The 22,790-nt window shown below is 35.7% G+C and carries 26 protein-coding genes and 1 riboswitch; of the genes, 17 read left to right on the forward strand and 9 right to left on the reverse strand.

The window, feature by feature from the left end; all coding sequences use genetic code 11:
* Positions 1-64: 64 nt before the first annotated feature.
* On the reverse strand, positions 65-790 hold the full coding sequence (rsmE, locus tag GYM76_RS03715) for a 16S rRNA (uracil(1498)-N(3))-methyltransferase (protein WP_220225942.1): 726 nt from the start codon (positions 788-790) through the stop codon (positions 65-67).
* A 98-nt stretch (positions 791-888) separates the two neighbouring features.
* Between rsmE and folB the strand changes: the two genes are divergently transcribed.
* Genes folB through GYM76_RS03735 form a run of 4 tightly spaced genes read left to right on the forward strand, consistent with a single transcriptional unit; the run spans position 889 to position 2,956 of the window.
* Entirely contained in the window at positions 889-1,257 is a 369-nt protein-coding gene (gene folB, locus GYM76_RS03720; protein ID WP_065562642.1) for a dihydroneopterin aldolase, read from the forward strand.
* 12 nt (positions 1,258-1,269) lie between these two features.
* Positions 1,270-2,277, forward strand: a complete 1,008-nt coding sequence (locus GYM76_RS03725) for an MBL fold metallo-hydrolase (protein ID WP_220225943.1) — start codon at positions 1,270-1,272, stop codon at positions 2,275-2,277.
* Between the two features lie 39 nt (positions 2,278-2,316).
* Positions 2,317-2,526: a hypothetical protein gene (locus tag GYM76_RS03730; RefSeq protein WP_141673930.1), complete on the forward strand. Its 210-nt coding sequence runs from the start codon at positions 2,317-2,319 to the stop codon at positions 2,524-2,526.
* A 1-nt stretch (position 2,527) separates the two neighbouring features.
* Complete coding sequence (locus tag GYM76_RS03735) at positions 2,528-2,956, forward strand: EamA family transporter (protein WP_220225944.1); 429 nt, start codon at positions 2,528-2,530, stop codon at positions 2,954-2,956.
* On the opposite strand, the gene moeA is transcribed toward GYM76_RS03735, so the two are convergent.
* From moeA to rsmI, 3 genes are all read right to left on the reverse strand, one after another.
* Complete coding sequence (moeA, locus tag GYM76_RS03740; RefSeq protein ID WP_220225945.1) at positions 2,948-4,174, reverse strand: molybdopterin molybdotransferase MoeA; 1,227 nt, start codon at positions 4,172-4,174, stop codon at positions 2,948-2,950. The two genes, GYM76_RS03735 and moeA, sit on opposite strands and share 9 nt — an antisense overlap.
* 118 nt (positions 4,175-4,292) lie before the next feature.
* Positions 4,293-5,384, reverse strand: coding sequence for a redox-regulated ATPase YchF (gene ychF / locus GYM76_RS03745; RefSeq protein ID WP_220225946.1), 1,092 nt, complete (start codon positions 5,382-5,384; stop codon positions 4,293-4,295).
* A 158-nt stretch (positions 5,385-5,542) separates the two neighbouring features.
* On the reverse strand, positions 5,543-6,370 hold the full coding sequence (gene rsmI, locus GYM76_RS03750; RefSeq protein ID WP_220225947.1) for a 16S rRNA (cytidine(1402)-2'-O)-methyltransferase: 828 nt from the start codon (positions 6,368-6,370) through the stop codon (positions 5,543-5,545).
* 371 nt (positions 6,371-6,741) lie between these two features.
* Between rsmI and nlpD the strand changes: the two genes are divergently transcribed.
* The 6 genes from nlpD (at position 6,742) to GYM76_RS03780 (ending at position 11,714) form a co-directional block, all read left to right on the forward strand.
* A complete protein-coding gene (gene nlpD, locus GYM76_RS03755; protein ID WP_255561380.1) occupies positions 6,742-7,761 on the forward strand; it encodes a murein hydrolase activator NlpD in 1,020 nt (339 codons plus the stop codon).
* A 112-nt stretch (positions 7,762-7,873) separates the two neighbouring features.
* Positions 7,874-8,626 (forward strand): 2,3-diphosphoglycerate-dependent phosphoglycerate mutase, encoded by a 753-nt coding sequence (gene gpmA / locus GYM76_RS03760; protein ID WP_065562634.1) that lies wholly within the window; start codon positions 7,874-7,876, stop codon positions 8,624-8,626.
* Positions 8,627-8,714: 88 nt separating this feature from the next.
* On the forward strand, positions 8,715-9,290 hold the full coding sequence (locus GYM76_RS03765; protein ID WP_065562633.1) for a thymidine kinase: 576 nt from the start codon (positions 8,715-8,717) through the stop codon (positions 9,288-9,290).
* A 59-nt stretch (positions 9,291-9,349) separates the two neighbouring features.
* Entirely contained in the window at positions 9,350-10,558 is a 1,209-nt protein-coding gene (locus GYM76_RS03770; protein ID WP_220225949.1) for an aldose 1-epimerase family protein, read from the forward strand.
* 129 nt (positions 10,559-10,687) lie between these two features.
* On the forward strand, positions 10,688-11,275 hold the full coding sequence (locus tag GYM76_RS03775; RefSeq protein ID WP_220225950.1) for a UbiX family flavin prenyltransferase: 588 nt from the start codon (positions 10,688-10,690) through the stop codon (positions 11,273-11,275).
* A 4-nt stretch (positions 11,276-11,279) separates the two neighbouring features.
* Positions 11,280-11,714, forward strand: coding sequence for a pyridoxamine 5'-phosphate oxidase family protein (locus GYM76_RS03780; RefSeq protein ID WP_220225951.1), 435 nt, complete (start codon positions 11,280-11,282; stop codon positions 11,712-11,714).
* A gap of 59 nt (positions 11,715-11,773) precedes the next feature.
* On the opposite strand, the gene GYM76_RS03785 is transcribed toward GYM76_RS03780, so the two are convergent.
* The 3 genes from GYM76_RS03785 to pdxS form a co-directional block, all read right to left on the reverse strand.
* On the reverse strand, positions 11,774-12,178 hold the full coding sequence (locus GYM76_RS03785; RefSeq protein ID WP_220225952.1) for a GFA family protein: 405 nt from the start codon (positions 12,176-12,178) through the stop codon (positions 11,774-11,776).
* A gap of 328 nt (positions 12,179-12,506) precedes the next feature.
* A complete protein-coding gene (gene pdxT, locus GYM76_RS03790) occupies positions 12,507-13,088 on the reverse strand; it encodes a pyridoxal 5'-phosphate synthase glutaminase subunit PdxT (RefSeq protein ID WP_220225953.1) in 582 nt (193 codons plus the stop codon).
* 2 nt (positions 13,089-13,090) lie between these two features.
* On the reverse strand, positions 13,091-13,972 hold the full coding sequence (gene pdxS, locus GYM76_RS03795) for a pyridoxal 5'-phosphate synthase lyase subunit PdxS (RefSeq protein ID WP_305054773.1): 882 nt from the start codon (positions 13,970-13,972) through the stop codon (positions 13,091-13,093).
* Positions 13,973-14,081: 109 nt separating this feature from the next.
* Here pdxS and GYM76_RS03800 point away from each other — a divergent pair, with 109 nt between their 5' ends.
* From GYM76_RS03800 to tenA, 5 genes are all read left to right on the forward strand, one after another.
* Positions 14,082-15,485, forward strand: coding sequence for a PLP-dependent aminotransferase family protein (locus GYM76_RS03800; RefSeq protein ID WP_220225955.1), 1,404 nt, complete (start codon positions 14,082-14,084; stop codon positions 15,483-15,485).
* 399 nt (positions 15,486-15,884) lie between these two features.
* The gene (locus GYM76_RS03805) at positions 15,885-16,148 is read left to right on the forward strand and encodes a SemiSWEET family transporter (protein WP_081299490.1); all 264 of its coding nucleotides are present in this window, start codon (positions 15,885-15,887) and stop codon (positions 16,146-16,148) included.
* Positions 16,149-16,550: 402 nt separating this feature from the next.
* A complete protein-coding gene (locus tag GYM76_RS03810) occupies positions 16,551-16,784 on the forward strand; it encodes a hypothetical protein (RefSeq protein ID WP_065562626.1) in 234 nt (77 codons plus the stop codon).
* A gap of 135 nt (positions 16,785-16,919) precedes the next feature.
* On the forward strand, positions 16,920-17,324 hold the full coding sequence (locus GYM76_RS03815; RefSeq protein WP_220225956.1) for a DUF1161 domain-containing protein: 405 nt from the start codon (positions 16,920-16,922) through the stop codon (positions 17,322-17,324).
* Positions 17,325-17,360: 36 nt separating this feature from the next.
* Positions 17,361-17,449: riboswitch (TPP riboswitch) on the forward strand.
* A gap of 52 nt (positions 17,450-17,501) precedes the next feature.
* Positions 17,502-18,146 carry a thiaminase II gene (gene tenA / locus GYM76_RS03820; protein ID WP_220225957.1) on the forward strand — a complete coding sequence of 215 codons (645 nt, stop codon included), beginning with the start codon at positions 17,502-17,504 and terminating at the stop codon, positions 18,144-18,146.
* 46 nt (positions 18,147-18,192) lie between these two features.
* Here tenA and asnA read toward each other — a convergent pair whose 3' ends face one another.
* A complete protein-coding gene (gene asnA / locus GYM76_RS03825) occupies positions 18,193-19,185 on the reverse strand; it encodes an aspartate--ammonia ligase (RefSeq protein WP_065562623.1) in 993 nt (330 codons plus the stop codon).
* Positions 19,186-19,427: 242 nt separating this feature from the next.
* Positions 19,428-19,841, reverse strand: a complete 414-nt coding sequence (locus tag GYM76_RS03830) for a hypothetical protein (RefSeq protein WP_065562622.1) — start codon at positions 19,839-19,841, stop codon at positions 19,428-19,430.
* Positions 19,842-20,749: 908 nt separating this feature from the next.
* Between GYM76_RS03830 and GYM76_RS03835 the strand changes: the two genes are divergently transcribed.
* Together GYM76_RS03835 and GYM76_RS03840 are read left to right on the forward strand one after the other, a co-directional pair.
* Positions 20,750-22,078: a hypothetical protein gene (locus GYM76_RS03835; RefSeq protein WP_220225958.1), complete on the forward strand. Its 1,329-nt coding sequence runs from the start codon at positions 20,750-20,752 to the stop codon at positions 22,076-22,078.
* A gap of 65 nt (positions 22,079-22,143) precedes the next feature.
* Entirely contained in the window at positions 22,144-22,782 is a 639-nt protein-coding gene (locus tag GYM76_RS03840) for a hypothetical protein (protein ID WP_220225959.1), read from the forward strand.
* Positions 22,783-22,790 lie beyond the last annotated feature (8 nt).

Genomic DNA, 22,790 nt, shown 5'->3' on the forward strand with positions numbered 1-22,790 from the left:
CTATCATACTCGTTACCGATTAATAAGCAAAGCAATCAATTGTTAACTCATTCATTTTGGGTGATTAACCTAAATCACCTAAACGAACTTGAAGGGCGGTTATTGCTGTTAGTGCAGCTGTTTCAGTTCGTAAAACTCGTGGACCGAGTAAAATATCTGTAAACTGATATTGATGCGTCATCTGAATTTCTTCGTTAGATAGCCCACCTTCTGGTCCAATTAATAAACTAATTTTTTTATCCTCAGACGACAGTTGATTTATGCCTTTTTCTGCTTTTGGATGTAAGTTGAGTTTTAAGCTATCAGTTAAACTTGCACACCAATTTTCTAATTTCATTACCGAGTTTACGGTAGGGATGATGTTACGCCCACATTGTTCACAGGCAGAAATAACAATTTTTTGCCATTGTTGAACCTTCTTTTCAAGCCTTTCTTGATCGAGCTTTACGCCACAGCGTTCAGAAAGTAATGGGGTAATGGTACTCACGCCTAATTCAACTGATTTTTGAATAGTAAACTCCATTTTATCACCACGAGAAATAACTTGGCCTAAATGAATGTTTAAAGGTGATTCTCGATCATCAAAAATAGTCGTTGCTGTTTTTACAACAACGTTTTTTTTGTTTACTTCATGGATCACTGCTGGCGTAATTTGGTTAGATCCGTCAAACAACGTCACTGATTCGCCAGGCTTCATTCTTAATACACGGATCAGGTGATTAAAAGCATTATCGTCCAAGGTAATTAAGCTATTTTGGTTGATGGTGTAGGGTTGAAAAATTCGAGTCATATCATCTTTTATTCACTAATATTTGAAATAAATTATAGCGTAATTTAATAAGATTCGGTAATCTCTATTTTAAACAATATCAATGCTTGGAATTGAATATGACATTAACGATTAAAGATAGAGTATTAATTGAATCTCTAACAGTTTATACCACAATTGGTGTTTATGATTGGGAAAAAAACATCAAACAGAAGCTAGTCCTTGATTTAGAAATGGCTTGGGATAATAAGCCAGCAGGAAAGAGTGATAATGTAGAATTTTGCTTAGACTATTTCGTTGTTTCACAATCAATAACATCATTTATTGAGGCAAATAAATTTGAGCTTATTGAAACGGTAGCTGAACGCGTTGCACAGTTAGTTATTGAACAATTTTCAGTTCAATGGTTAAAAATCAAAGTTTCAAAACCAGATGCGATTGCTAATGCAGGCAATGTTGCTGTGATTATTGAACGTAGTATTAATTAACTCAACAAATTAATGAATAAAAAAAACGAAACGCTAGATAAAGCCCTTAATGAGCGAAGTGATAATTTACATCATAGAGCTTTTAAAAATAGTGAGCCTTTTTCAATTAAATTGACTGACGCTTTACGTTGGCGCCTTAAACGTAAAGTCTTACCCCCAAAAGCGGGATATCAAGTATTTAACCAAACTTGGTGTAGCTCAATTGATTTAAATTTAGAAGGTGATAGAGTCTGGTGGATAGGGCATTCAACTACGTTAATAAGACTTAATAATAAATGGATATTAACTGATCCGGTTTTTTCCAACCGAGTCTCGCCGTTCCAATTTATTGGCCCCAAACGACGAACCAAACCCGCTATTACTATCGATAAATTACCAACGATTGATGTGGTTTTGATATCGCATAGCCATTATGACCATCTTGATTTTAATAGTATAAGGCATCTGGTAAAACGTTTTCCACAAATGACTATTTTAGTTCCCCTAGGGCTCAAAACCAAACTATTAAAATGGGGAGCGAAGCAAGTTATTGAGTTGGACTGGTGGCAATCTTCTAATATTGGTGGAATAACGTTTACTGCGACACCAGCAAAGCATTGGAGTAATCGTGGTGCTTTTGATGTCAACAAATCATTATGGTGTGGTTGGGTAATGCAGAATGATGACTCGCCGTTATCGAAAAATATCTACTTTATGGGGGATACCGGCTATTCAACCAGTTTAAAGAAAATTGGCGAAAGGTTTAAGCAAATCGATCTAGCCTTAATCCCCATCGGCGCATATGCACCGCGTTGGTTTATGCAATCACAGCACATCGACCCTCAACAAGCATTGCAACTGTATGATGAATTAAATTGCCAATCAGCGATCGCCATTCATTGGGGAGCTTTTGAATTAGCGGATGAATCGTTAGATGAACCACCGTTTTTATTAAATTCTTTGAAGAAAGGTCGTGCTTTTCACGTAATAAAAATAGGTGATAGCTTTGCTATCAATCAGTTTAATAATGCATTAGAATAATGAATAAATTATAAGATAACGAAATATTTGCGAGGGGATATGATGAAACCAGTAATTATCGCACTAACTTGCCTGACACTAAGTTTAAGTTTAACAGCTTGTGGTGGTAAAAATGATGAAGGCAAACAGTACCATTGGTCAAAAGCTCACGGTGTGCTTGAAGATTGCCGAGGAGTGATGAATAAATCAGAACAATGCCAAAAGAATTCAAACAATCAACAGTATTTATTCCAAATAGATAGGTATTAATATGAGCGCTTGGCTTGTTTATGCTTTGCTATCGGCAATTACCGCTGCCTGTGTTGCAATTTTAGGTAAAATTGGTTTACAACACCTTGATGCCAATACTGCAACCGCAATACGGGCTACTGTTATGGCGATTTTTTTAGTTGGCGTGGTTGCCGTGCAAGGAAAGCTAAATCTAATTAACACGTTCTTTAACGATAAGAAAGCATTACTTATTATCGCATTGAGTGGAGTCGCTGGGGCATTATCTTGGTTATTCTACTTCATGGCAATTAAAGAAGGTAAAGTCTCGCAAGTTGCCCCGATTGATAAACTTAGCGTTGTTTTTGCCGTAATTTTTGCTGTTATTATCTTTGGCGAAAAAATTTCATTTCTTTCAGCCATTGGTGTTGCCATGATTGCTGCAGGTGCTGTTTTAGTTGCGCTATTTTAATAAATTATTAAACAGCTCAACTGTCACATATTCACCTTTGGCAACATTGCCTCTTTCTTGCTCAAGGATGATAAAGCAGTTGGCATGATTAAACGACTGAGTTAGATGTGAGCCTTGTTGACCCGTTGAAGCAACTTCTAACTCACCTTCAGAATTAACTTGCAACACACCGCGTTGAAAATCTAATCGGCCAACACTTTTTTTAAGATTCGTTGCTGCTTTCACTTTAAATGACAGATTGTTAGAGGTTAAATGCTCTCCTGACAGTGCTAAAATCAAAGGCTGAACTAACTGATAGAAAGTGACCAATGTCGAAACAGGATTGCCGGGTAATCCACAAAACAACGCATCACCTATCTTTCCAAAAGCAAACGGCTTACCGGGTTTTATAGCAATTTTCCAGAAATTAATTTTACCCAGTGCTTCTAAAGCTGTTTTTGTATAATCTACATCACCAACAGAAACCCCACCGCTTGTAATCACTAAATCAGCAAGTTTAGACGCTGTTTCAAGTGATTGCTTAATTCGGTTCGGATCATCGGCAATAATACCTAAATCGATAACTTGGCAATTTAATTTAGATAATAATAATTTTAGCGTAAATCGATTACTATCATAAATTGCACTTTTGTTTGTTAGCGGATCACCAATATCGGTTAATTCATTTCCGGTTGAAAAGATAGCGACTTTTATTTTTTTATAGACGACTAATTCAGTTATACCAAGCGTGGCTAAACTTGATAGTGTTGGAATGGTTAAACGTGTACCTTTAGTCACCACCACCGAATCTTGTTTAACATCTTCGCCGATACAACGAATATTGCTACCTAATTTAATATCACCTAAAAAATTAATACCTGACTCTGTTTGCTCTGTCTCTTCTTGCATCACCACGGCATCAGCTTGTTCAGGAACAGGCGCGCCAGTCATAATGCGTAAGCAACTCCCTGAAGGCCAATTCAGATTAGAGATATCATCTCCAGCAAAAATAGTACCAGCTAAAGGTAATAATTTCGATTGATTGATATCAGCTAACCTTACCGCATAACCATCCATAGCCGAATTGTTAAAACTTGGTACATTAATTGGAGAAATAACCGGTTCGGCAGTAACACAATCTAAGGCGTCAAATAATGCAACTTTTTCACTTGAAAGTTGATTGTATAATGATGATGCTTCAAGTATATTTTTTTTAGCTTGCTCAAAGGTTAATAACATAAATGAAGCTCCTTATAATTGATTATCCATTCAGGGAAGAGTGATATTGGCGAGTTATTAATTTTACAAAATTGAAATAAATAGGGTGCGGTATTAAACTGCACCCATTAAACGTTGATTATACATTGAATAAGAAATTCATAATATCGCCATCTTGCACGACATAATCTTTTCCTTCTGAACGCATTTTTCCTGCTTCTTTAGCACCTTGTTCACCACCATATTTGATAAAATCTTCAAAGGCAATGGTTTGTGCACGGATAAAACCTTTTTCAAAATCGGTATGAATTTTCCCTGCTGCTTGAGGTGCAGTATCACCAACCGAGATAGTCCAAGCACGAACTTCCTTAACGCCAGCAGTAAAATAAGTTTGTAAGTTAAGTAAACTATAACCCGCGCGGATAACTCTATTTAGACCCGGTTCGGTTAAACCAAGATCTTGCATAAATTCATCACGATCAGCATCATCAAGCTCAGCAAGTTCTGCCTCAATAGCAGCACAAACTGGTACTACGACTGCTTTTTCTTGTTCTGCGATGGCTTTCACTTTATCTAAAAACGGATTGTTTTCAAAACCATCTTCATTGACATTCGCGATGTACATAGTGGGTTTTAACGTTAAGAAACTAAGATATTTAATCGCATCTAGTTCTTCTTTACTTAAATCTAAAAGTAATAATTTTTTACCTTGTTCAAGGTGAGGAAGGCACTTTTCAAGAATCTCAAGTTCATATTTAGCGTCTTTATCACCACCTTTAGCTCGTTTTTGTAAACGGGTAATAGCGCGTTCACAGGCTTCAAGATCGGCTAACGCAAGTTCTGTGTTAATAATTTCGATATCTTCAGCTGGATCGATTTTACCTGCAACATGAACAATGTTTTCGTTTTCAAAACAACGAACAACATGGCCAATTGCTTCGGTTTCACGAATATTAGCTAAGAATTGGTTACCAAGTCCTTCACCTTTAGATGCACCTTTTACTAAACCTGCGATATCAACAAATTCCATGGTCGTTGGTAATGTTCGTTGCGGCTTAACAATTTCCGCTAATTGATCTAAACGCGGATCGGGCATTGGCACTACGCCTGTATTAGGTTCGATAGTACAAAACGGAAAGTTAGCCGCTTCAATCCCAGCTTTAGTTAGTGCATTAAAAAGCGTTGATTTACCCACATTTGGTAGACCGACAATTCCACATTTAAATCCCATATTGTTTATTACCTTGTGTTATAAAAATCTTAAACATTGATTATATACTAAATTGCACTAATTGTGCTAATGTTGATGATATAAGAAGATCGAAATCAACACTTAAAACGATATTATGCTTAATCTCAAAATAGTTTTATTGACAATATAATTGTTAGCTAATTTTGAAAGGTTAATCCGAGCTGATATAATTGATTTTTTTTCAGTCCATAAATTTCAGCAGTTATCGCTGCGGCTTTTTTTAAAGGTAGCTCATTTAATAACAGTTTTAGTGTATTAATTGCTTTTGCATCAATCACATCATCCGTTTTACTCACACCTTCGGCAATCAAAACGAATTCGCCTTTTTGCCGGTTGCTATCTTCTGCTAACCATTCAATCAGATCTTTTATGGAAAAATGGACGATGGTTTCCCATGTTTTGGTCAGTTCTTTGGCTAATACAATCTGTCTATCGCTTCCCCAAATGGTTTGCATATCATGCAAGGTATCTAAAAGTCGATGCGTTGATTCGTAAAAAATCATAGTTCGTGGTTCATCAATTAACGTAGTAAGATAATCTTGTCGTGCTTTTGTTTTAGCCGGTAAAAATCCCTCATAACTAAATCTATCCGAAGGTAATCCAGCCACTGAGAGTGCCGCAATGGCCGCACATGCACCAGGGATGGGTACTACATTAATATTATTTTCACGGCAAGCTTTCACTAAATGATAACCGGGGTCATTAATTAATGGTGTACCTGCATCAGATATTAACGCTATTGATAATCCTGATTTAAGTTTTTCAATTAATAGTTGTGATTTTTCTTGCTCATTATGATCATGTAAGGCGAACAATTTGGCTTTAATCCCCAAATGTTGCAAAAGCAGTCCACTATGACGGGTATCTTCAGCCGCAATTAAGTCAACTTGCTTAAGTGTATTAATCGCGCGAAGGGTAATATCATCTAAATTACCAATAGGTGTTGCTACAATATATAAAGTCATTATTTTGGGATCACTGTAAATTTTTAAGTCTTAAATATACTATACCAAATTTAATGTAAATACTCCTAGTGCCGAAAAAAGTCTTAATCAATAAAACATAGACGAATAATAGGGCATTTATTAAACCAAATTTTAGCAATCATTTTATACTCAATTTGGTGACAGATTTCATCTAAAAATCGCCTAAATAACTTACAATAAGCAACATAAACTGTAAAATTTGCCGAATTTACAGTTTTTAAGCAATAAAAATGCTATTTTAGCTGTGATTTTATTGATTTAGCTTGCTGGTAATTAATATAATAGCTTTTTGTTATAAAAACGATAAAATGTTCGTATTAAAACTATATATATAAATGAAAGGTGTTATTGTGAAAAAAATTCTCACATTAAGTTGTTTAAGTTTGATGATTTCTGCTTGTACGCAGACAAATCCAGCTGATATCGAAGATATATCTGATTCATCGAGATCTTCTACCTCCTCGGTTTACACAAAGCCGCCTGAAATTATTTCCAAAGGTAATCGAGCGCCATCATCTACATCAACTTATACACCATCGGCGCCAGCATCTCGTAATTCGACTAGCGGTTCAACTAGTCAAGGTGTTGTGACATCAAATGAACGTATTGTCTATAATCGTGATTATAATGATATTCCAAAAGGTGGCTATCAAGGTGATACTTACACCGTCAAACGAGGCGATACACTGTTTTATATCGCTTGGGTAACCGGTAATGATTATCGAGCATTAGCTGCTAAAAATAATATCAAAGAACCTTTTGCTGTAAGTGTAGGTCAAGTGCTTGATGTTAGCGGTGGCACAACGATCGTTGAAACTAAAAAAACCACATCAACGAATACTCCTGCTCAGACTAGTTCAACAAAACCAGTTGTAACAACAGTAACTACTACAACAACTACTACATCTGGTACTAATAAACCAACAGTTGAAACTACTGAAACTGTAACTGAACCGGCTTCAACCACATCGCCATCGCCATCGCCATCTAGCTCAACATCGAATGTTGCCAATATTACATGGCAATGGCCGGCACAAGGTAAGATCATTGAAAAATTTTCTAATGCCACTAAAGGTATAGATATTGCTGGTTCATTAGGCGCTAAAGTCGTTGCAGCAGCGGATGGTCGAGTGGTTTATTCTGGTAATGCATTACCAGGTTATGGTAACTTAATCATTGTAAAACACAATGATGACTATTTAACGGCGTATGCGCATAACCAAACTATTTTAGTTAAAGAACAACAAAATGTTCGAGCAGGTGAACAAATTGCGACAATGGGCGCAACGGGAACTTCATCAGTACGACTACACTTTGAAATTCGTTATAAAGCGCAATCAGTCGATCCATTAAAATACTTATCTAAATAATAAGTGTTTAAAAAGATTAAAACGTTAAAAATGCACTTAATCAAACGTGCATTTTTAACGAAAGTCCAATTCATTTAACCATTTTATTTTACGTAACTAAGGAGTTATATTCATGGCAGTAAAAAAATTAGTTCTTATTCGTCACGGAGAAAGCGTTTGGAATCAAGAAAACCGTTTTTGTGGTTGGACTGATGTTGATTTATCTGACAAAGGTAACAAAGAAGCTGCTGAAGCAGGTAAATTACTAAAACAAGAAGGCTTTACATTTGACTATGCATATACTTCTGTTTTAAAACGTGCTATTCATACATTATGGCACATCCTTGATGAAGTAGATCAAGCATGGTTACCGGTTGAAAAGAACTGGAAATTAAACGAACGTCATTATGGTGCGTTACAAGGTTTAAATAAAGCTGAAACTGCTGCTAAATATGGTGATGATCAAGTTAAATTATGGCGTCGTGGTTTTGCTATCACTCCTCCTGCACTTGAAAAATCAGATGAGCGCTTCCCTGGTCACGATTCACGATACAGCAAATTACCAGAATCAGAATTACCATTAACTGAAAGCCTAGCATTAACAATTAAACGTGTACTTCCTTACTGGGAATCAACTATTGCACCACGTGTTGCAAAAGGTGAACGTGTTATTATTGCAGCTCACGGTAACTCTCTTCGTGCTCTAGTTAAGCATTTAGACAATATCAGTGATGATGACATTATCGATGTTAACATTCCAACTGGCGTACCATTAGTTTATGAATTTGATGACAATATGAAAGTTGTTAAACATTACTACTTAGGTAATGCTGATGAAATCGCAGCTAAACAAGCAGCGGTAGCAAACCAAGGTAAAGCCAAATAATTTATTCATCAAAAAGGTAAGTCGAGAGACTTACCTTTTACTTTTAGTGTTACTGATAATTACTATTTAACTTTTTGAGACGCAAATTTTGTCTAAAATTTACTATATTTATGGCGTAATGAATGCCGGAAAATCCACTGAATTACTACAAATAGATCATAACTATTTAAGTAATAATATGCAGACATTATTACTTAAATCATCGGTCGATACTCGCGACTCCGCAGTTGAGATTGTATCTCGACTTGGATTACGTAAAAAAGCATTACAACTTGATGATAATACTGTTGATGGTATTATTGAACAGATCAAACAAAATAACTATGCGTGTATTTTGATTGATGAAAGTCAATTTTTATCGTCCAATACCATATGGAAGTTGTCAGACGTATGCGATGAGTTTGGAGTTCCAATGATGTTTTTTGGATTAAAGACCGATTATATGGGACATTTGTTTGAAGGTTCGAAAACATTATTAGAAATTGCTGATAATTATAGAGAACTTAAAACCGTATGCTGGTGCGGTAAAAAAGCGACAATGATTCTGTTAGAAGGTGAAAACGGACAAATCGTTAAATTTGGTAATTCAATTCATCTTGGTGATAGTGAATACCATTCAGTTTGTCGAAAACACTGGAAAGCAGGGAAGGTAAGACCCAATTAACGCATATCCTTGCTCATGATGGATATATATTTTAATTATAATTATAAGGAATTAATCTCATGAAAATTAGAAATCTTACGTTAGCTCTAGCGCTTGGAGCAATCTCCTATTCTGCCAATGCTACACATTATATTATTACTGACACCGACATTCAAATTAGAAAAGGTGGCTGGGTAGTATCGAGTGATCAGCATGCAAAAGGTGCACCGAATTTTTATTTAAGAAATACAGTTCTTAGAGGTGGGCTTCAAAATGATGTTGAAGTTTTAACTATTAAAAGTGATGGATTGACTATTAAATTAAGCCCAACTCGTGGTCTAGGTATCCTTTCAGTTGAAGGTGATGGAGTCCGCTTAGGTTGGGATTCCCCGGTTGAAGAAATCGTTCATCCAAATAATATCAACTTAGAAAGCCGTGGTGGTAATGGTTGGTTAGATGGTTTTAATGAAATGATGGTTCGTTGTGGTTTTGAATGGACAGGTCATGCAGTACAAGCTGATGGAATGATGTATACCCTTCATGGACGTGCGCAAAATACACCTGTTTCAAAACTGTTTGTTGATATTGAAGACGAAGCACCATACACCATTACCGTTAGTGGTCTTATCAAAGAAAAAGCTTTCAAAAAAAGCAATTTAGAAACTTGGGTTAGAATTTCTCATGTACCAGGAACTAAAGAATTTACTGTTCACGATACTGTGACTAACCAAGGTGATTACCCGCGTGATTATCAAATTATCTATCACAGCAATTTTGGTACACCAATCCTTGAAGAAGGGGCAAAATTTGTTGCACCTGTTAAAGAAGTTTCACCATTCAATGATTATGCGGCTACCGGCCTTAAAAATTGGCAAACCTATTTAGGACCAACAAAAAACTTTGACGAAATGGTTTATAACATCTTCCCTTATGCGGATTCAAAAAATCAAACTCAAGTGATGTTGGCTAACAAAGCAGGTGATAAAGGGGTTGGTATTTCATTTAATACTAAACAGTTACCAGTGCTTACATTATGGAAAAACACCGATACGCTTAAACAAGGTTACGTGACCGGTATTGAGCCAGGCACAAGCTTTGCCTATCCAGTTACTATTGAACGTGAACAAAAACGTGTTCCTCAATTAGAACCAGGTAAAAGCGCTGAATTTAAGCTAACATATAGCTTATTATCAAATAAAGAAGCTGTAAAAACTTATGGTGACAAAATTAAAACCATCCAAGGTAAACAAACTACAAAAGTAGTTGAACAACCAATGGCTAAAGAATAAGTTATATCAAATTTCACCGCTAACAAAAAGGTTAGCGGTGACTTTCACTCCGCGATTAAACAAATTCCCATACCTTAACGCACTAATCTAAGTTAAAATAAATTCAGAAATTTAACTGTAGGAATCAATATGAGAAGAATGATAGTTGGTATAAGTGGCGCAACAGGTTTTGCTTATGGTATAAAAGCTTTAGAACTCCTAAAACCAATGGACATTCAAACCCATCTTGTCATATCAAAAGCGGCCAAAATAACCGGGAATTACGAACATTCTAAATCCCAGTTAGCACAATTAGAATCTTTAGCCGATATGGTCTATTCGGTTGACAATATTGGCGCTGCAATTGCTAGTGGGTCATATAAAACAATGGGCATGTTAGTTGCACCTTGCTCGATGCGAACACTGGCAGCAATAGCTCATGGTCTATCTGATAATTTATTAACACGCGCTGCTGATGTCGTTTTAAAAGAGCGTCGTCGCTTAGTGTTAATGACACGAGAAGCCCCATTACATCTAGGACACATTAAAAATATGGAAGCGGTGACATTAATGGGGGGAATTATTTTTCCACCTGTTCCTGCGTTATATCAACATATTGAAAGTGTCGATGATATTATCACTCATAGTGTTGCCAGAGCGCTTGATCTGTTTGATATTGATGTACCTAGTTTACCGCGCTGGGGTGAGGATATGAGTCTTAATCAAAAATCTGAATAAAATAATGAAATCATCTGACCATAAAATCGTGCAATTTATTAAACAGCAACATGTGTTAAGTCTAAGCGTGATATTAGCCGGTCCATGGGCATGTAATGCATTTTATGTATTTGATGAAGTCAATTGGTGTTTATATTTCTTATCAGAATTGAAAACCCAACACGCACAAGCGATGCTAAAAAATCCTAATGTTGCTGGCACAATTAGCATTAGTCCAAAATCGGTTGCTAAAATACAAGGGATACAATTTACAGGCAATGCTCAATTGCTTGCTGAAAATCAAGCAAGTCATGCTTATAAACTTTATTATCATGCCTTTCCTTTTGCCAGAGTGATGAAAGCACCGATTTGGTCTATTCAATTGCAACAAATCAAGATGACAAATAACCTAATGGGTTTTGCGCATAAAACCCATTGGCAACGTAATGGAGAGCTTTAAAAGCAGACTTAGCTTTCGAAAATAAACATCATCCAGCGAATGATATTAACATCGAATTATTAGGGTTTTGGGGGGATTCCTTCTTCGAATTCAGGATAACCATCACAAATAATATCCCAATTCGCTTTTGAACCGGTATAAATATGAATACGTTTTTCCGCATTAATTGGTTCATTAATTAGGCCAATACGTAATCGATAATTATTATTATCATTATCACGACTAGAAAAAAGGTGTGAACCACATTGACCACAAAAATGGCGATTAACGCCTGAGCATGAAAAAACTTTTATCTTTTCTTCGCCCTTAATAAAAGTTAAATCTTCCTTGTTAATGGCTGTTGCAGCATTAAAAGCCGAACCTGTTTGTTTGCGACAACGCGAGCAATGACAATACACAATTGTTTTAATCTCATTATTTAGTTGATAGACAACCTCGCCACATAAACAACTTCCTGTCATCATAATTTATTTACCTTTTTTATTTATCATTTGTTAACACATTATAAAGACAGATAAAAATAAGTTACAAGTAATTTAAAAATAGATAAAAAAAGTTGAGGAGCGGGGTTTTTGAGGAAAAAAGCACCAATAATTAGTGCCAATAATCAAATAAACTAAATTTACTTTTTTATTTATCCGATTTATTCCCTTCAAATACATTAAAATCAGAAATAAGTCAGGAATAACTTAAAAAATAGAAAAAAAGTTGAGGAACGGGGTTTTTGAGGAGAAAAAGGCACCAATAATTAGTGCCTATAATCGAATATCTTTTTATATAAGAGAAAAACAGTCAGCATTTTTCAATAAAATAGCGCATTATGCGATTATCGGTCGTTAGTTCGGGATGGAATGAGCAGACTAAAATATTATTCTGCTCTGCCATTACGCAATGATTATCAATAAAAGCAAGTTGTGTGACTTGCTTGCCCGCCTTAGCAATATAGGGCGCTCGGATAAAAACGGCTGGAACTTGCTGGCCAATAGGTGCAATATCTAACATCGTCTCAAAGCTAGCAATTTGCCGACCAAATCCATTACGTTCAACCACAATATCCATCAAACCCAGTTGTTCAACTTCGCTATGGCTTGTTTCATTACCGCAAAGCACCAAACCCGCGCAGGTACCAAAAATCCCTTTACCTTGCTTGGCAAACTCTTGGATTGGTTCAAATAAGCCATTTTGCCGAATTAAACGACTTATTGCAGTTGATTCTCCACCCGGAATAATTAAACCATCAACTTGACGCAATTGTTCGGGCTTTTTTACTGCAATTGGGATGACTAAATCAATAGTTGCAAGCATATTTAAATGTTCAGTCACTGCGCCTTGTAAATTAAGCACACCAATGGTTTTACGTGCTTTTGAGCTCATTATCAACCTCGCTCCTGCATTCTTTCAGATTCGCGTAATTTGCTGATTTCGATACCTTTCATCGCTTCACCTAATCCTTTTGAAAGTTCAGCTAATCTTGGATAATCGTCAAAATAAGTTGTTGTTTGAACGATTGCTTTAGCGAATTTTTCCGGATTTTGCGATTTAAAAATACCTGAACCAACAAACACACCATCGGCACCAAGTTGCATCATCAATGCAGCATCAGCAGGCGTAGCAATGCCACCAGCAGCAAAATTAACAACCGGTAGTTTACCCAGTTGTTTGATTTGTAATATCAACTCATAAGGTCCACCAATCTCTTTAGCAAATGTCATCAACTCATCTTTTGATTTACCAACAACTAAACGAATTTGTTCATTTACTCGGCGCATATGCCTTACTGCTTCTACAATATTACCTGTTCCTGGTTCACCTTTGGTGCGTAGCATCGAAGCTCCTTCACCAATTCGACGCAGTGCTTCGCCTAAGTCACGACAACCACAAACAAAAGGTACGGTAAATTCATCTTTCAATAAATGATATTGTTCATCCGCTGGTGTCAGCACTTCGCTTTCATCAATATAATCTACGCCCATGGACTCCAAAATGCGTGCCTCAACGATATGACCGATTCGCGCTTTTGCCATAACAGGTATGGTAACTGCTTTCATCACTTCTTCAACGATTGTTGGATCAGCCATTCGTGCTACGCCTCCAGCAGCGCGTATATCAGAGGGAACACGTTCTAAAGCCATTACAGCCACTGCACCTGCTTGCTCAGCAATTTTTGCTTGTTCGGCATTAACTACATCCATAATCACACCGCCTTTTTGCATCTGTGCCATGCCACGTTTTACTGTTTGTGTACCTGTTTTCATGATTACTCCTAATTAAATAAAGTATTATTCAAAATAAAATTGCTACAATAAACATCCAATTGGACTATAATTAACCCATCCAATTATGCATAAATCAAAAAACTGATAGACGATGTGGAATAAACAAAAATTAGCGGCTTTTGACGGAGCACTATTTAAAAAAGTGATCCAGTTGATTGAAAATTACATTGAACAAGGGGTATTAATAGCGGGTGAGAGATTACCATCAGAGCGAGAGTTGGCTAAAAATCTGCACGTTAACCGCTCAACTATTGTCCATGCGCTAGATATCTTAACTGAACGCAATGTATTGGTTCGTAAGCAGGGTAGTGGAACCTTTATTAATGATCAAAAATGGGGGCTTCAAGCTTACTCCACCATTAACTGGCGACTACCAGCCCATTTCTATCAAAATCGCAAAAGTGTATATCAACAAAAAGTATTTCAGACTCGTCAGCAAATGGCGAACATCTGTGATTTGGCTAATGGTGATTTACCAACTCATATGATGCCCAAATTAATGTTACCCAATATCACCTCTCATGAAATGGTTGCTTATGAAAAGCAAAGCGACACATTGCAATTGGGTCTACCTACACTCAAAGTGCAGATCGCCAATTATATGTTGAACCAATTTGGCATGATGGTTGATACCGATCAAATTTTAATAACCTCAGGAACGCAGCAATCCCTCTTTTTAATTACTCAAGGATTATTAAAACCTGGCGATGCAATAGGCATTGAATCACCTTCATATTTCTATTCATTACCACTATTTCAAGCAGCAGGCTTGCGGTTATATGGTATTGAGTGTGATGCCGAAGGGATAACTTTAGAGAGTTTACAAAAAGTCAGTTTAGAACGGCAAATTAAATGGTTATTTCTAAATCCAATATTTCAAAATCCAACGGGATGTGTGATGAGTAATCATCGAAAAAAACAGATATTGGCATTTTGTCGAAAGCAGTGTATTGGTATTGTTGAGGATGATGCTTATAGTGGGTTAGCTTTTGATCAAAAGAGTCATATCGACCCGATAAAAAAATATGATACCAGTAATCAAGTTATCTATTTAGGATCATTATCCAAATATATTGGTCGCAACATACGTATTGGTTGGATGATTGCACCGAAAGAAATTATCGAAAAACTAGCCAATATAAGGCATCACATTGACTCAGGATTAAGTATATTACCGCAACTTTTAGCTGAAGAATATTTGACTCATCACTACCAATCCCATCAAGAATGGTTACGCCAGCAATTAAAACAGAAGGCTAACCAACTAATAGATTGGCTTGATGACTATTTTAAAGGTGACATCAATTACCAGATACCCACAGGCGGTTTTCATCTATATGCCCATTTGCCCGTTAGCAGTCAGGCGCAGGAGTTGGCTATTTTAAATCAATTACTAGCAAAGCATATAATAGTGTCACAAGGCACTGACTTTGGGGATCGAGTTGGCGCTATACGTTTAAGTTATGGTCATTTTGCAAAAGATTCGATGAGATAAAGCGAACTAAGTTTTTATTGATTGTTCTAACAGGTATTTGGCGTTAATAAATAGATCATAACTGCTTAGACAAACAAGGCAGGGTTAATCGGTAAACTTCAAATCTCATTATTGGATTGAATCTCAGCTAAATAATCACAAAACTATCAAAAAATCGCGGTTTTTATGCCTTATTAGCTACATTATATGATATAACAATTTGCGTTTGATATAAGGCATTCGTAGCAATAACATTTATTATTAAAAACCATATCCGATTACTTAAAATAGATTCACATAAAAAATCTTATCATTTTATTTACAAAATATTATCTGAAACCACGGTACACCAATATTTAACTCACTTGTTATATATGTTAGATTATTTGCTCCTTTCATATATAAGCAGGTAGGCTGATTTTGAATCTTTCTCCAAAAGCTTTTCACTATTTGGGTGTTATCGCAACACTTGCATCATTAGGAATGTACGTATCGTATATCCCACAAATTATCGACAATCTTCATGGATTTAAAGCTAATCCAACTCAACCTTTAGCGGCAGCAATTAACTGCTCATTATGGGTCTGTTATGGCTTATTACGACAAAAAAAGGATTGGCCAATTGCAATAGCTAATTTTCCAGGAGTATTATTTGGTTTAACCGCGTTTATTACTGCTTTATAAATTCTTGTTTTAACTCCCTTATATTTTCTTTATACAGCATAATATATGCTGTATTTTTTTATAATCACAATTTTTGTGAAATAGGCTAGATAATTGTTACTCAAAAATTGAGAAATCAGAGAAGATTAAAAATTAACCTTGCATATAACTTATTAATTATTATATTGTTATTGAGTTATCAACAGGTTTGTTAAATACTTATCAAATAATAAAGTGAATAATTTAATCGATTAATCTAATTTATCGATTTACTATTGTTATCTAATAGTGATTAGACTATAGTAAAAGTCAGCCTATTTTTTAGGCTGGATTCATCTTCAAAATCTATCAGAATGTTATTTATACAAAGATTAACTAAATTTGATGATTAACAAATGAGTTTTATAAAATAAGGAAATCACCATGGCTGATATTAATCTTTCCGATGATTTGATAAAAGATTTTATCTACTCAATGTACCGTAAAGAGGTATTATTAAATTTAAAAGGTGTGGTTTTGACTGAAGAAGATCGCAAACAACTCCACGCAAAAAGAGACTTTGTAAATCAATTATCTGAAGCCGAATTATCCGATATTCGCTCATGGGTTCTAGATAAATTAAAATTACTCGAAAACCAACACCAAGAGCAGAATTAACTAAAAAATCTATACTAAGCTAGCTTTTTCAAATCTATTGATAAAATTTATTTGCAGCGTTATTCAAAACGATATGGACAGTTTAAACAATCGTTTTATAATGCATCAGTTACTCGATAATCTTAAGGAAAGATCATGAAAAAGTTAGCAGTAGTTTTATTATTAGGTCTCCCAGTTATTGCATCTGCGTCCAATTGTGACGAAATTAGTGCAAATATCGCCGAAAAAATTAAAAATAACGGTGTTAATGAAAATAGCTTCCAATTAAAACTTGTTCCTCAAGGTGAACAAAATATTGAAGGTAAAATCGTTGGATCATGTGATCGAGGTAAACAAAGCATTGTTTATATTCGTACACCATCATCAAAATCAGTTAAAGATGAGCCTGAAACACCTGTTGAAATCACACCACAACCCGTTGAGAGCGACAGCCCTAGTAACGCTCCAGTTCAAACGCCAGCTTCGGCACCAGTAGAAAAAGTTCAAACTCCAGAGCCGACTTCTACAGAATCTCAGGAAACTGAACAAAAAGCAGAATAAACAGAAATTTAAGTAACCATTTTATAAATTTTATAATTTGTTTAACCGGGGTGCTATAGGCTGAGATTATACCCGTTGAACCTGATTCGGTTAATACCGACGAAGGGAGTTTAAAACACGTCTATTATAGAAATCTGTTTAACTCCTTATAGCGAATTTGTCAAAAAAGGAGTCATTATGCCATCATTTAACTCACTGATTGAATCAAGCGAATGGAAACACTATATTCAACATGATTTTGTTCAACAATTAGGAAAAGGCACATTAGACTTAACCTGCTTTCAATACTACCTTAAACAAGATTATCTTTTTTTAATCAACTTTTCCCGAGCTTGGGGACTTGCAGTATATAAAAGTCACGACATTGCTCAAATTCGGCAATCATTAGAGAGTTTAAAAACCATTGTTGAAGTTGAACTCGATCTGCATATTGAATATTGCAAAAAATGGCACATAACTGAATATGAACTAAGCACATTAAAGGAAGCCAAAGCCAATAGTGATTATACACGTTATGTGCTTGATATTGGATTACACGGCGATATATTAGATATACACATAGCAATGGCACCCTGTTTAATTGGGTATGGGATGATTGCCAATTGGATTCAAGGTTGGGACGAAAACAACCCATATCGCTCTTGGATTGAGATGTATGCCAGTAAGGAGTTCCAACAAGCAGTACAAAAAGAAATTGCTTGGATAGAACAACAATTACTTAATATTAGTGAAAACCGATTTAAACAATTAAGCCAAATATTTAAGCAAGCGACGCAATTGGAAATAAATTTTTGGCAAATGGCATTGGATAAAAGTGACTAGTAAACAGCATGTTTTACCAGTTTAGATAAAACATGCTGAGCATGAATTATAAAAGTTGTTGATAGTTTTGCTTGGTTACATCATCCCAAACACTTGCTTGGACTTGCCCAATATGATGTTGTTGTAAAAGCAACATAGTTAGTCGAGATTGTCCAATCCCGCCACCAATTGTCTGTAAAAAATCACCATTAGCTAATGCCTTATGCCAAGCATATTGCAGACGATCTTCATTATTGGTTAATTTTAATTGACGTTTTAACGTCTCAGGATCGACGCGAATACCCATTGACGAAATTTCAAAACCACTATTTAAAACTGGATTCCAAACTAAAATATCACCATTTAATCCTTTAGAACCCATCTCATTATCGCTACTCCAATCATCATAATCAGGGGCGCGCACATCGTGTTTTTCTTTATTTGACAAATCACCACCAATACCGATTAAAAATACTGCGCCTAACTCCTTAGTAATCGCATTTTCGCGCTCTTTTGGTGATAAATTAGGATAACGTTTTAATAACTGTTCACTATCCATAAAAGTGATCGACTCTGGTAAAAAACAAGAAAGATGATATTTTTCTGAAACCACTTTTTCTGTAGCCTTAATAGCACTATAAATCTTCTCTACCGTCTGTTTTAAATAAGCAAGATTGCGATCTTCAGGACGAATCACTTTTTCCCAATCCCATTGATCGACATAAACAGAGTGAATAGGGGAGAGCTTATCTTCATCAGGGCGAAGTGCTTTCATATTGGTATAAATACCTTCACCAACTGGAAAATTATGTTGGCTCAAGATCTTACGTTTCCATTTAGCGAGTGAATGAACCACTTCAAATTGTGCATCAGGAATACTCTTAATATTAACTTGAACCGCCTTCTCAGTCCCAGATAAATTATCCTGAACACCATCACCAATTTGACTCAAAAGTGGGGCTTGAACTTCAATTAGTGATAAATTATTCGCTAATTGCTCAGCAAAAAATTGTTTAACAAAATTGATCCGTTGTTGCTGCTCTTTAAATGATATCGTCATGTCTCATCTCAAAAAGTGAATGGGTTAGTGACGATAAATTAAACTAGAAAACAGAAATATGCAAGTTAGAACATATTCGGACTTTTTATAAAGCGCAAAGCACTATAATCAAATTCACGGATTATTGATGCGGGTAAGGACTGCATCACACATTAAATGTAAAAATTGAAATCAAATTACCCAATAATACAATATATTAGGTAATTATGTTTCATAATATAGGTAAAAGATAATTGAGTTAATTATTGATTAAAATAGGTGGAAACAATATGGGTTAAATTTGGCTTTTGCCATTTTGCGATGAACACAAAATTAGGTACTATAAATGGATACCTTTTGTTTTCAGCCAAAGTAAATTCAAGTTTGCTGGTAATCCAGCCTTTTTTGAACTTGAAATTTGAAATTGATGTCACCGGGATTCGAATAACATCATTCGTTAAATCTCCAGCGAGAGTTAAGCCAATTAAAATAATTTCATCGGACTTAAAATAAATAAGGTAGTGTTTAATATCAAAAGCGGCTGCGCCCTGAAAAAGTGCAAATCTCCAAAGTTTTGGGTGGATAGAACCATAAATTACTGATGAGCTATTAAAATCGGGTAATTCAAGTTTTTCAAATAAGGCTTTTATTTTTTCTAGTTTTAACCCATCATTCATGTTAATACTCCCTTGCGTTGAAAATTTACTCTTAATTAAAACATTGTTTTTATTAAAAATCGAAGATTGTAAGAAGTTGAGGGGATTGATTATAAAACTATTCAAAACTAATTAAAATAGAAATGTAGTAAGAGATCATAACTATCATATAGAAAAAATTTAGACTTACGAATGGATGAAATATGATCAGATAAGTTATTGCATAAAATCCTTTCATAAAGGGAGAGGATATGTATTTAAAAATTAAATAGTCGAAGAGATCATAATAAGCGATTAAGCGGCTTAGCGATGTTTTAATCACCCGCCTAGGCGGGTTTATTTTCGAGGTATTTAGTAGCAAAAAAGTTGAGGAACAGGGTTTTTGATCTTCTAAATTCCACTTCAGAACTATTTAATGATCAACATCATTAATTCTAAATGCTAAGATAAAATTTTTCAGGATCAATAATTATAATTATTAAAGTTTTGTAAATGCTATATTTTTAATTAAAACAATGGTTAGTTATTTTTTAATCATGCTTTTTTATGATCATCTTTACGAAAGTTAACGATCTAAATTAAAAAAAGTATTGCACCTGGTTTTTTCAGTCACTATACTTTTTACATAATTTTAGCGGGATAGCTAAAACAATAATTAGAAAAATAGTAAATAAATCATAAATATACTTGACAGGATTGTCGCAGATGTTCTATAATTTTCAACAGGCAACAGGCAACAGGCAACTTGGCCAACCTCTAATTTAAATTCGCTAAAGTTAAGCACTCAATCTTCTTTTTTCACAAAAGTTCATTTTTTCGCCAGAGTCAGCGAAATTTCCAAAATTTTCGCGCGATCCTTTTTAGGATCTTTTCAACGATCTTTTTATCAATTCAATTTATCGCAGCCGATCTTTTTTGGGGTGTTTTTTTTGATCCCTTTTTCAAGTGATGCATTAACCTCTAAAACAACTAATATTATTCATGGCAGTGCGCCGTATTTAACCTTCGATGGAGGTCGTACACGCGTAGTTAACACTGACGATTTACTAGGGATATCCTTATCAGATGGAACGCAATATACACCATCAACGAATACTTCATCCAAAACGCCAATAGAGTTACCTGATGTAGGTCAGAGTTTTGCTGATATTAATATGTTAGTGCCACCTAATACTGATTCAATAACATTGAGTAAGCTCATTGAATCCCCTTATAATTATTGGGGTGATGATGATGGTGATGATGATATTACAGCTACGGGTAGTCTACATTTATCTATCGTGGATAGAAACAAACAAGCTGTATCACGTGACACGGTGTTAACGATTTGTAATGCGCCTTATCAGGTTAAATTAAGCAGTACAAAAGGCACATTAACTACACGTTATGGCGTTCCTCAAAGTCGTACTTTTAGTGAAAGTAAAGTCACTTATTATGTAAGCCCTAAGGCGGTACCGGTGGTCTGCTTTGCAAAACCTGAATTGGATGATGGTTTTGATGAATATGCCGGCCCAGCTTCGATATGGAACCCTAATAAAGGTTTCCTCCCTCAGTCTTTTGAGTCGTCATCTTATGGTTTAAATTTCCCTACAACCGGTGCTAATAATCTGTACTTTGATTTAAATATTCGTGGTATTAATGAGGCATTGTCCTGGGCACAGGTTTCGCATGGTGGTATTACCGCGACGATGACCAATTCCAAACGTACAAGCGTGCGCGTTACCTTAACCGGTCCTGTTGCCAGTTCATCCCAATGGGCATCTAATTCCCCTGGTAGTATTGCTATACCTACTTTACCTCAGACTTTCGAGTTAATTGGACGAGACAGTCAAGGTAATGAAGTCGTTAAGTATGGATTTGAGTTAAAACAGTGGTTCGTCAATCGAGGCACCAGCTATTACGATTATTCAAATACATTATCTTGGTGTAATAGCCTTGGTTATCGGATGCCTAAGGTTAAAGATTTAACTAATGCATCTTGTCAGGGGGCGGATTCTTCTCCCAATTTGTGTCAAGGGGTAGTTGGTGCGACGCCTCCGTCACTGAATAATCATTATCAGCGTCGAATTGGTGCCGGGCTGTTTACGGAATGGGGCGATACGACCACTTACGCCAGCGCTAATTTCATCAATCATTGGTACGGGACTAGTGACCTCTATGATAGTAGTAAACAATCTGTATTTTTTGTCGTGAGCGCTGTCGATGGCATGGTTGTTAATTCGAATGCTGGAGGCACAGGTATTTGTGTTTCACCTTAGTTACGTTAATGAGTAAGCATAGAAAAATATATAAATTAGAATATTAATCAGCAAGGATGCCAGCTATGCATTATAATTTCAAACATGGACAAAACAGGCCAATTTATCATTTAAATTCATTTAATTTAAGCATTCAACGCTTATTTTTCCATTTCAGTTTATTCATCCACGAAAATTTAAGAACGCTTTGCCGCTCATTGCGAAGTGCTTTTCAATGCTTATTTCGTGGTTCCAAATTATCCCGGCAAATCTTTTTAGTGTTAATGGTGGTTACTTTTCATCCTTTTCCTGGCCATGCGTTAACATCTAAAACATCAAATGTTGTTAATGGTAATGTTCCGTATTTAACATTTGATGGCGGTCGCACACGTGCAATTAATACCGACGGTTTGCTAGGGATTACTTTATCAAATGGAATGAGATATACCCCGTCAACGAATAATTCATTAAATTTTCCAATTGTACTACCGATAGTAGGCCAAAGCTTTCATTTTCAGCGACGAATTAGTATCGGGCTATTTGCGGGATGGGGCGATGTGTCATCTGACTCCAATGTTAATTCCATCAATCATTGGTACGGGACTAGTGACCTCTATGATAGTAGTAAACAATCTGTATTTTTCATCGTGAGCGCTGTCGATAGCATTGTTGTTAATTGGAAAAGGACTAATGGTGGAGGCACAAGGCTTTGCGTTTCGTCTTAGTTTTTATT

The sequence above is a fragment of the Gilliamella sp. ESL0443 genome, assembly GCF_019469165.1.
Lineage (GTDB): Bacteria > Pseudomonadota > Gammaproteobacteria > Enterobacterales > Orbaceae > Gilliamella > Gilliamella apicola_E.